We start from the raw sequence: 8,921 nt of genomic DNA on the forward strand, positions 1-8,921 counted from the left end.
TTCTCCTGCTATAACGCAGGATACTTTTTTTCACTAAAGCATTACAAAAGCATTTAAATATAGTATAATGATAACATATTATTTTCTGGCACTATTTTAGGGAGAGGTGTAATTACTCATGGATGAAAGAAATAATAAGCCCGTGCCGCAGCTGATAGAGGTTGAGCCAATGCAGGATGGCTACCGCTGGGTCGCAATTACGGCGATGCTGCTGGCAATCGGTATTATTCTGCACACTGTAAGTCCTAACGTCGGCGGTGTAACGCCTAACTGGACAATTGCTATGTATTCTATTGTTATCAATCTGACGCGTCCCAAGCTGTCGCAGGCTATCGGTATCGGTTTTATCGCCGGTCTGACGCTGGTTCCGTCCTCCAAATCGGCTTTCCCGCTGGGCAACGTTGCCAGTGAGCTGGCTGGTGCGACTGTCTGCTGCCTTTTGGTTGAGGCTATGTTCAAAGCAGGTATCAGCGAATGGAAGCTGCGTCCTTTTATTACCGGCTTTGTTGCTACGATGACCAGCGGCGGTCTGTTTACTTTTATTCTGAAGCTTATTTTGGGCTTGCCGCTGCACGTATGGATTTACGCTATGCTGCCGGTTGTTGCGATTGTAGGCCTGCTCAATGGTCTGATAACCTTCTTCCTGTACGCTCCCGTGCGGAAGCTGTTTTACTTTCAGGAGGATGAAAAATAATGGAAAGCGTAATCAACGTAGAGAATTTTTACTTTGCCTATAAAAAATCGGATCTGGTGCTGCGTGATATCAACTTTGAAATCAAAAAGGGCAGCTTCACTGTTATCACCGGACCGAGCGGTGCCGGCAAGACAACGCTGTGCAAGGCTATGACCGGTATCGTCCCCTATTACATGGGCGGACGCTACAGCGGCGATGTTAAAATTAACGGCGAAAGCACTAAGGGCAAGCGCGTCAGTGATATTGCTATGCGCGTGGGCTTTATTATGGAAGACTACGAAAGCCAGCTTGTTTCCTTAACTGCCGGCGAGGAAATTGCTTTCAGCCTGCTGAACCACGGCTTCGCACCGCAGGAGGTTGAAGAGCGCACCAGACAGGCGCTCGAGGATGTAGGTCTGCCGGGGCGTGAAAGCTATCAGCTCGACGAGCTCAGCGGTGGTCAGCGTCAGCGTCTGCTTTTGGCTGCAACGCTTGCCGTGCATCCGGAGATTATCGTGCTGGATGAGCCTGTATCTGCAATGGACCCGGACGGCGCACGTTCCCTGTATAAGCTGGTAGACAAAATCCATAAGCAGTATGGTACAACGATTATTGCCGTTGAACATCGCGTGGATTATGTGCTGCCTTACGTAACGGATATGATTGTACTGAACGAGGGCGAGCTGGTGGCGGCTGATGCCTTTGAGGCTGCTGCTCCTAAAATGTACGAAAATCCCGCATTGCGTCCGCTGCTGCCGTCACTGTGGCAGATTAAGCTGGGCTTGGAGGAAAAGCTTGGCGTGGATTTGGGCGACTGGCGCAGCGAAGAGGATGCGCTGGCTGATTTTCGCACCTATGGGATTGTTGCGGCAGAAGGGAGAGCTGACTGATGTTAGAAGCAAAGGATGTCAATTTCGCTTATATGCGCGGACAGCCTGTAATCAAGGATATGGATTGCAAGATAGAGGACGGAGAGTTTGTGGCGCTGTTGGGACATAACGGCAGCGGTAAAACAACCTTGAGCCGTCTGTTTATGGCACTGTGCCATCCGCGCAGCGGTCAGGTTTTTGTTGACGGTGAGGATATCGTTAAGCGTGAGCCGGCAGATTTGGCCGACAAAATCGGTTACGTGTTCCAAAATCCGGATCTGCAGATTTTAGAGGATACTGTATTTGATGAGGTTGCTTACGGCCCGCGTGCCAAAAAGCTGACGGAAGCAACCATAGAGCGTCAGGTAAACGAAGCGCTGGAGGCTATGGGCCTGACAGAGCTGAAGGACGAGTACCCGCGACTGCTGTCCTTCGGCCAGAAGCGCCGCCTTGGCGTAGCAGCGGCTTTGGCGCTTAATCCGCGTACACTGATTCTGGACGAAATTACCAATGGACAGGATGCGCTGGAAAAGGAAGCTATGATGAGCTACCTGCAGGCAATCAACGAAAAGCGCGGTATTACGATTGTGCTGATTTCGCATGATATGGATATTGTACGCCGTTATGCTAAGCGTGCGATTGTACTGCATTACGGCAAGCTGGTTTACGACGGTACGCCGGCGAAGCTGTTTGACGGCAGCCAGCCTGTAGAGCGCTGGGGCTTGTGCCGTCCTACGGTAGCAGCCTTAGCTGCGTCCCTGGGCATTGAGGCCGCAACTGCCGAAGAATTTTGCAAGCAAGTTATTTGTAAGGAGGGAAGCAGATGAAGCTGACAGCCTTTACACAGATTATAGTTACTCTGGCGGTTACCGCCTGGGTATTCATCCTGCCGGTAGAAGCAGTAGCCACGATTCTTGTTTTGGAGCTGGCGCTGCTGTTATACATTAAGCATGACAAAATGACGATGGCTGCTATCGGCGGCCTGGCAGTTTTCACCGGTATGATGATTTTACTGCAGCTGCTTTTCGGCTCACCGCTCGATGTATCGCTTATCGGCGGCCTGCGTATGCTGGTTATGACGATGGCGTTTTTGTGCCTGTTGGCAGCGAGCCGAATTCAGGACATTGCCAAGGCTTTGGTAGACCGTTTCCATATGCCCTGCGAATATGCCTTCATGCTGACTACGGCACTGCGCTTTGTGCCTAATTTTCTTACCGATAGTGGAATTACGTTGGATGCGCAAAGCTGTCGCGGTTATTCCAACCGCGGTAATATGTTCAAGCGCTTCTTTGCTTATCTTGTTGTTATCCGCCCGTTGGTTATGCGTGCGGTAGCTAAATCGGAAACACTGGCGCTTTCTATGGAGCTGAAGGGCTTTGGCGGCAACACCTATAAGAATATGCCGCCGGCACCGCTACGTTTTGCAGATATTTTCGTACTCCTTTTGGTAGTAGTGCTGAGTACTTATCCGCTGTGGACTAAATACCTTTAAAAAAATAAAGAACTGCGAAAGCTCTGTGCAGTGTATTGCTGTACAAAGCTTTAGCAGTTCTTTTTTTGTTGCGTAAACGATTTTTATTCTCCCTTGGTCTGGAATTCGGCAATGGCAGGATTAATCAATGCCATATAATAACCGGCGACAACCTCGGGACCAGGATTCATTTTGTTTTTGAGCCACCAGCGTATCATGCCGACAAAGCTGCTGGTGAGGCTGTTTATTAAGAAGTCCTCCGGCACTCTTTGTGAGTATTCGTCGTAGGAACCGCTCATCTTGATGCTGACGTTCTGCAGCATGTAATCGCGGAAGAAGCCTAAGAACAAAGTGCATTCATCATAATTGATAATACCGAGATAGTATTCGCGTTTGTCGCGCAGGTGATAGAGAATATGCGTAATACGTGTTTCCGTGTTTTGCGGCATATCGGAAAAATTATGCGTGGAGCAGGATGGAATGTTGGGGCTGAAGATATGGTCGAAAAGATCAAAGCAGATTTGGCGTGCGAGGTCATCTTTTGTTTCAAAATGGCTGTAAAAGGTGCTGCGTCCGACGTCAGCTGCATCAATAATATCCTTAACGCTGACTTTTTCATAGCTTGTTTTGGTAAGCAATTTGACAAAGGCATCGATAATTGCCTGTCTGGTCTTTTTTTGTCTTCTGTCCATAGTATGCCTTGCTCCTCTCCCGATAATGTACAATTTATGAAAAGTGTTCATTAAAGTACGAATCTCAATTTTTGTAGATAGCTTTTTCATCCAATTTAGATTATCATATACATAGAGTTTAGTCAAGAACTTGACTTCGCTTCATGATATACTCATACTCATCAAAAAACGTAAAAGGCGTCCGGCGGCAAACGGACGCTTTTTGCGTTGTGCGCAAAAATACAAAACCCCGCGGCCTTACAGACTGCGGGGGTTTTGTATTTGATGAGTATTGAGTAGAAAAAAGGGTTGAGCTGCAGCTTGTGTTGCCGCACAGGCTGCAGAGTATATAGCAAAAAGCTGTAAGGGGATGATGCTTTATTGCTGTTATATTGAAGGGAAAGATGATTAATTAATTTTTACTATTTTTGCCTTGTGTTAATCCTGAGGCGGTTGTGGGAATTCGCCGTTGTGATGTCTGTAGCCGTGGAAGTCGCCACGGTTATGCTTGTAGCCGCGGAATTCACCCTTGTGGTGTCTTTGCGGCAGCGGTCTGTTGGCTCTTACAGCCTCGCGCTGCTCGGGAGTCATATGCTGCAAACGCTCATGGCGTGCCTTGCGCTGCGCCATATCGTCCTTAATGAACTGCTGTACTTCCGCTTTCTGACCGGGAGTGAGCTTAGCCATGGTTTCCTTGGCGTACTTTTCGTGAGCTTCCTTGCGCTCCTTGCGCATTTTTTCTACAGCCTTTTCACGCTGCTCGGGTGTCATGCTTTTCCATTCCTCGCGCATTTTTTGGCGCTCGGCACGCTGTTCAGGTGTAAGCTTGGGACCTTGGCGATGCATTCTGTGAGCCGGCGGTGGGCAGGGACGGTCTGCGTCATTTTCGTGCAGAATAGCATTTACGCGCTCGCTCATAGAAGGCTGCGGCTGAGAATCTGCAGAGGCAGCAAAAGAGCTGCTGCAGAAGGCTGTCAGAACTGTACCGGTAACGAGAATCTTTTTCATGTTCAACATTAGAATCACTCCTTATATTTTTATTGCTTAGTAATCTTATACAGCAGTTAAGGAATTGCTTTTGGTTGTTCCTTAACTTTGTTTACATTGTACAGGCATATTATGACTTTTTTATGTTTTTTGACTTAATTTAAGCTGAAAAATATCTTTTTTTGCGTCATACTTTTAACACACATAGACGTTAAAATGTAATATAATGAAAGAAAGGTGACATAAGGAGGCTTTGCGATGAAAAAGATACTTATCGCTGATGATAATAAACAGATTACGACAATTTTATCCGGCTATGCAAAAAAGGAAGGCTTTGAGCCTGTTATTGCGTTGGACGGAGCAGAGGCACTGGATAAATATCTGCAGTATGAAAATGAAATTGCTGTCGTGCTGCTGGATGTGATGATGCCGGAGATAGATGGCTTTGAGGTTTGCCGCCGTCTGCGCAAGGAATCCATGGTGCCAATTATTATGATAACGGCGCGTGGTGAGGATTATGATAAGATTATGGGTTTGGATATCGGTGCGGATGATTATGTGATTAAGCCGTTCAGCGCACCGGAGGTGATGGCCCGCGTGCGTGCGGTACTGCGTCGCCTGGGTGCGCAGGAGCCGGCGAATGCTCAGACTCTTTCTTACGCAAATCTGTACATTAATCTGGAAAAGTATGCAGTGCAGATTAACGGCGAAGAGGTACCGTTGACAAAAAAGGAAATCGAGCTTTTGTGGACGCTGGCCAAAAATTCCACGAAGGTTTTTAGCCGTGATAATCTGCTGGACAGCATTTGGGGTTATGATTATTTCGGTGACAGCCGTACTGTCGATTCGCATATCAAGCGCCTGCGCGCTAAGCTGGATAAGTATGAGCATCCTTTGTGGGAAATCAAAACTATCTGGGGCGTAGGCTATCGCTTTGAGGGACACAAGGATGAATAACAAAATCGCTTTAAAGCTGACGCTGTATTTTTCGGCGGTACTCCTTGTTTTTGCGTTGATTATCGGCGGTGTCTTTTACCAGTTCTTTAAGCAGCAGACGGTTGAAATCAAGGAAAAGGAAATGCGTCTGCGGGCGGAAAAGATTGCCGAAGTATTGAGTGATAATATGGCGCGTATGGAAAGTCGTCACGGTGACGGTATTGCCAACAGTAAATTTATCAGCTATCTGGATAATGTGACGCAGGAAATTGTCTGGGTGGTAGACAGCAACCGTCAGCTGAGCATCAATAAGGACAGGGTGCAGCGTCAGCGGCGTGAGGTGCAGAAGCATCATGAGCATAGTGGTTTTGGCCTTTTCAAACGTCAGATGCCGCCGATTGCCTGGAAGGAACCGCCTAAGACTCCTAGGGAGGCCTACGAAAGACTGCCGGTTCAGGTCAAGGAAAAGGTTGAGGATGGCTTTAACGGCAAAGAGTTTATTATCGAGGAATATAATCCTATGCTTGACGGCATAATGCTGACAGTAGGCAGACCAATTTATGACAGCCAAGGGCAGGTAAAGGCTGTGCTTTTGCTGCATTCTCCGGTAGCAGGCCTGCGTGACGCTATTTGGTCGGGCTTGCGCATTTTGCTTATCAGTTTGCTTGTAGCGATGGCTTTGGGCATGCTGCTTTCGGTAGTGCTCAGCTGGCGTTTTACCGGAACGATTGAGAAGATGAAAAATATTGCCGAGCGCCTGGCGGAACGTGATTACACCGCCCGCACCGACATTAAGCAGAATGACGAAATCGGCGAGCTGGCGCGTACGCTGGATATTCTGGCGGAACGTCTGGAGCTGGCAGATGCCGAAAGCCAAAAGCTGGAAAAGCTGCGCCGCGAGTTTATTGCCAACATTTCGCACGAGCTGCGTACGCCTGTGACGGTTATCCGCGGCAGCTTGGAGGCCTTGCGTGACGGTGTGGTTACGGAAAAGGCCGATGTTGAGGAATTTCATGAGCAGATGTATAAGGAAAGCCTGTTTTTGCAACGTCTGATAAATGACCTGCTGGATTTGTCGCGTTTGCAGAATACAGATTTTCCTATTGAAAAGGCTCCATTGAACTTTGTCGATGTTATGCATGACGCAGTGCGCAGCGGCAGGCAGCTTGGCGCGGAAAAGCAGCTGCGGATTACAGGCAACGCGGATAAGGATATTTACATGCTGAACGGTGATTACGGACGCTTGCGTCAGATGCTGATGATCTTTTTGCATAACAGCATCAAGTTTTCGCCCGCAGGCAGCGAAATCAAGCTGGAACTGGCAGGCAACAAGCTCAAGCTCACAGATCATGGCTGCGGTATTAAGGAAGAGGATATTCCGCATGCTTTCGACCGTTTTTATAAGGCACGCAACGAGCATAATAAGAGCGGCAGCGGTTTGGGACTGGCAATTGCCAAGCAGATTACACAGCGTCATGATATGCAGCTTCAGCTGCAGAGCAAGCTGGGCGAGGGTACAACAATTATTATTACTCTGCCGCCTGAGCTGAAGGAAAAGGAGTATGCTGATGAATAAGATGAATTACGGCTGTGAGGGATTATGCGTTGTTATCAGCGGCGGTACGTCAGGTATCGGTCTGGCGGCGGCACAGCGTTTTTTGGCAGACGGTGCGCGTGTATATATTTTGGGACGTTCCGAGGAGCGTGGTGCGCAGGCATTGCATTATCTGGAGGAGCAGACAGGGCAGCAGGCAGTGTATATTTCCTGTGATGTAACGAGGCAGGCAGAGTGCAAGGCTGCGGTGGCAAGGGTTGCCGAGCAGGAAGGAAGGCCTGACTGGCAGCTGGATATTTTGGTCAACAGCGCCGGCTTTTACCGCGAGCAGCGCTTGGAGCAGCTTACAGAAGCGGATTTTGATGCGATGATGAACGTCAATGTCAAGGGAATGATGTTCTTGACGCAGGCCACACTGCCTTATCTGCGCAGTAAAAGCAGCGTGGTGAATATTGCCTCCGATGCTGCCGTCAGCGGCAATTACGGCTGTGCGCTTTATTGTGCTACCAAGGGTGCGGTGGTGGCGTTCACCAGAGCCTTGTCGCTGGATTTGGCACCATCGGTGCGCGTGAACTGCGTTTGCCCGGCAGATGTGGATACGCCGCTATTGGCGCAGCAGCTTGCTGACGCGAACGGCGGCTATACATTGGCGGATGTGGCTGCAGCCTATCCGCTGCAGCGGATTGCCGCAGCGGGTGAGATTGCTCATGTAATCTGCAGCCTGGCGGCTCCTGCCAACAGCTTTATGACCGGCAGCGTTGTGACTGTCGACGGCGGCCTGACAGCCGGATAAATAATATATAGCAGTAAAACAGGTAAAGAAAGTTTTCTTTGCCTGTTTTTTATATACGCAAACGTATATAAGTGATATAATTAATGTATTAAAGTATAAAAAATACGGGAGGGTATTTTTATGGATAAAATGCAGCCAATCGGCGTACTTGATTCGGGAGTCGGCGGTCTGTCGGTTTTGAAATGCCTGCATCAGATGCTGCCGCACGAGGATTTTATTTATGTGGGTGATACTGCACGTACGCCTTACGGCACACGCAGTGAACAAGAAATCCGTGGTTTTGTAGGCGAAATAATCGATTGGCTGGCAGCCAAAAACGTTAAGCAGATAGTCATAGCCTGCAATACGCTGACGATGCTTGGTGTAGACAGTCTGCGGGGGATGCATCCGTTCAGGGTTGTCGGTATGTCTAAGGGGGCGCAGCAGCTGCTGGCGGCCAGTCCTCATAAAAAAATTGGCGTGCTGGCAACGCAGTTTACTATTGCCAGCGGACTGCACAAAAAGGCTATTCTTGCTGCTGACCCGCAAGCGCAGGTTTATCCTGTGGCCTGCCCCAAGTTTGTGCCGTTGATTGAAGGTGAGCGCTTTGACAGCCCGGAGCTGCAGCAGGCTATCGCCGAATATACCGAGCCACTGAAAAAAGCGGGCGTTGAGGCAGTAATTTTATCCTGCACGCATTATCCTTTTATCAAAGAACAAATAGAAGCAGATTTAGGACCGAAGGTAAAGGTGCTTGACCCGGCGGCTGCTACCAGTGCCGACGCTATAGCGGCACTTAAGGAGGAAGGACTGCTGCGTACGGAAGGCAAGGGACATCTGCAGGTTTGCTGCACGGCTGATCTGGCAAGAGTTGAGCGCTTGGCCGGCAGAATGTTGCCTGTAGACGATTGCGATTTTTCTTTAATCGATTTAAAGAAGAATTGATTGCATAACTTTTATTCCTTTCAAAAAAGAAGCAGGAATTTT

Annotated in this window: 10 protein-coding genes; 8 read left to right on the forward strand and 2 right to left on the reverse strand. The window is 48.8% G+C overall.

Annotated elements, in window-relative coordinates; all coding sequences use genetic code 11:
* Window positions 1-118 precede the first annotated feature (118 nt).
* From RDW05_RS07330 to RDW05_RS07345, 4 genes are read left to right on the forward strand one after another with little or no spacing between them, the layout of a single operon-like run.
* On the forward strand, window positions 119-694 hold the full coding sequence (locus RDW05_RS07330) for a tryptophan transporter (RefSeq protein WP_021719140.1): 576 nt from the start codon (window positions 119-121) through the stop codon (window positions 692-694).
* The gene (locus tag RDW05_RS07335) at window positions 694-1,563 is read left to right on the forward strand and encodes an energy-coupling factor ABC transporter ATP-binding protein (RefSeq protein ID WP_304079690.1); all 870 of its coding nucleotides are present in this window, start codon (window positions 694-696) and stop codon (window positions 1,561-1,563) included. The genes RDW05_RS07330 and RDW05_RS07335 overlap by 1 nt, the downstream gene beginning before the upstream one ends.
* Window positions 1,563-2,369: an energy-coupling factor ABC transporter ATP-binding protein gene (locus RDW05_RS07340; protein ID WP_210685395.1), complete on the forward strand. Its 807-nt coding sequence runs from the start codon at window positions 1,563-1,565 to the stop codon at window positions 2,367-2,369. The genes RDW05_RS07335 and RDW05_RS07340 overlap by 1 nt, the downstream gene beginning before the upstream one ends.
* On the forward strand, window positions 2,366-3,034 hold the full coding sequence (locus RDW05_RS07345) for an energy-coupling factor transporter transmembrane component T (protein ID WP_303712507.1): 669 nt from the start codon (window positions 2,366-2,368) through the stop codon (window positions 3,032-3,034). Before RDW05_RS07340 ends, RDW05_RS07345 begins: the two co-directional genes overlap by 4 nt.
* Before the next feature lie 83 nt (window positions 3,035-3,117).
* Here RDW05_RS07345 and RDW05_RS07350 read toward each other — a convergent pair whose 3' ends face one another.
* The gene (locus RDW05_RS07350) at window positions 3,118-3,705 is read right to left on the reverse strand and encodes a TetR/AcrR family transcriptional regulator (RefSeq protein WP_304075367.1); all 588 of its coding nucleotides are present in this window, start codon (window positions 3,703-3,705) and stop codon (window positions 3,118-3,120) included.
* A 417-nt stretch (window positions 3,706-4,122) separates the two neighbouring features.
* Window positions 4,123-4,701 (reverse strand): hypothetical protein, encoded by a 579-nt coding sequence (locus RDW05_RS07355; protein WP_307978451.1) that lies wholly within the window; start codon window positions 4,699-4,701, stop codon window positions 4,123-4,125.
* A 228-nt stretch (window positions 4,702-4,929) separates the two neighbouring features.
* Here RDW05_RS07355 and RDW05_RS07360 point away from each other — a divergent pair, with 228 nt between their 5' ends.
* The 4 genes from RDW05_RS07360 to murI all read left to right on the forward strand — a co-directional run bounded on the left by RDW05_RS07360 (window position 4,930) and on the right by murI (window position 8,879).
* The gene (locus RDW05_RS07360) at window positions 4,930-5,628 is read left to right on the forward strand and encodes a response regulator transcription factor (RefSeq protein ID WP_293807365.1); all 699 of its coding nucleotides are present in this window, start codon (window positions 4,930-4,932) and stop codon (window positions 5,626-5,628) included.
* The gene (locus RDW05_RS07365) at window positions 5,621-7,183 is read left to right on the forward strand and encodes an ATP-binding protein (protein WP_307978453.1); all 1,563 of its coding nucleotides are present in this window, start codon (window positions 5,621-5,623) and stop codon (window positions 7,181-7,183) included. The genes RDW05_RS07360 and RDW05_RS07365 overlap by 8 nt, the downstream gene beginning before the upstream one ends.
* Window positions 7,176-7,955 (forward strand): SDR family oxidoreductase, encoded by a 780-nt coding sequence (locus RDW05_RS07370; protein WP_307978454.1) that lies wholly within the window; start codon window positions 7,176-7,178, stop codon window positions 7,953-7,955. Before RDW05_RS07365 ends, RDW05_RS07370 begins: the two co-directional genes overlap by 8 nt.
* 120 nt (window positions 7,956-8,075) lie before the next feature.
* Window positions 8,076-8,879 (forward strand): glutamate racemase, encoded by an 804-nt coding sequence (gene murI / locus RDW05_RS07375; protein WP_307978455.1) that lies wholly within the window; start codon window positions 8,076-8,078, stop codon window positions 8,877-8,879.
* Window positions 8,880-8,921 lie beyond the last annotated feature (42 nt).

This window comes from uncultured Phascolarctobacterium sp., assembly GCF_902463975.1.
In the GTDB taxonomy this organism is placed as follows: domain Bacteria; phylum Bacillota; class Negativicutes; order Acidaminococcales; family Acidaminococcaceae; genus Phascolarctobacterium_A.

What these genes read in the sequence shown, in the direction of transcription:
- RDW05_RS07335 (WP_304079690.1), top strand. Translation starts at nt 694, where the DNA reads ATGGAAAGCGTAATCAACGTAGAGAATTTTTACTTTGCCTATAAAAAA.
- RDW05_RS07360 (WP_293807365.1), top strand. Translation starts at nt 4,930, where the DNA reads ATGAAAAAGATACTTATCGCTGATGATAATAAACAGATTACGACAATT.
- RDW05_RS07350 (WP_304075367.1), bottom strand. Translation starts at nt 3,705, where the DNA reads ATGGACAGAAGACAAAAAAAGACCAGACAGGCAATTATCGATGCCTTT.
- RDW05_RS07365 (WP_307978453.1), top strand. Translation starts at nt 5,621, where the DNA reads ATGAATAACAAAATCGCTTTAAAGCTGACGCTGTATTTTTCGGCGGTA.
- RDW05_RS07355 (WP_307978451.1), bottom strand. Translation starts at nt 4,701, where the DNA reads ATGTTGAACATGAAAAAGATTCTCGTTACCGGTACAGTTCTGACAGCC.
- murI (WP_307978455.1), top strand. Translation starts at nt 8,076, where the DNA reads ATGGATAAAATGCAGCCAATCGGCGTACTTGATTCGGGAGTCGGCGGT.
- RDW05_RS07340 (WP_210685395.1), top strand. Translation starts at nt 1,563, where the DNA reads ATGTTAGAAGCAAAGGATGTCAATTTCGCTTATATGCGCGGACAGCCT.
- RDW05_RS07370 (WP_307978454.1), top strand. Translation starts at nt 7,176, where the DNA reads ATGAATAAGATGAATTACGGCTGTGAGGGATTATGCGTTGTTATCAGC.
- RDW05_RS07345 (WP_303712507.1), top strand. Translation starts at nt 2,366, where the DNA reads ATGAAGCTGACAGCCTTTACACAGATTATAGTTACTCTGGCGGTTACC.
- RDW05_RS07330 (WP_021719140.1), top strand. Translation starts at nt 119, where the DNA reads ATGGATGAAAGAAATAATAAGCCCGTGCCGCAGCTGATAGAGGTTGAG.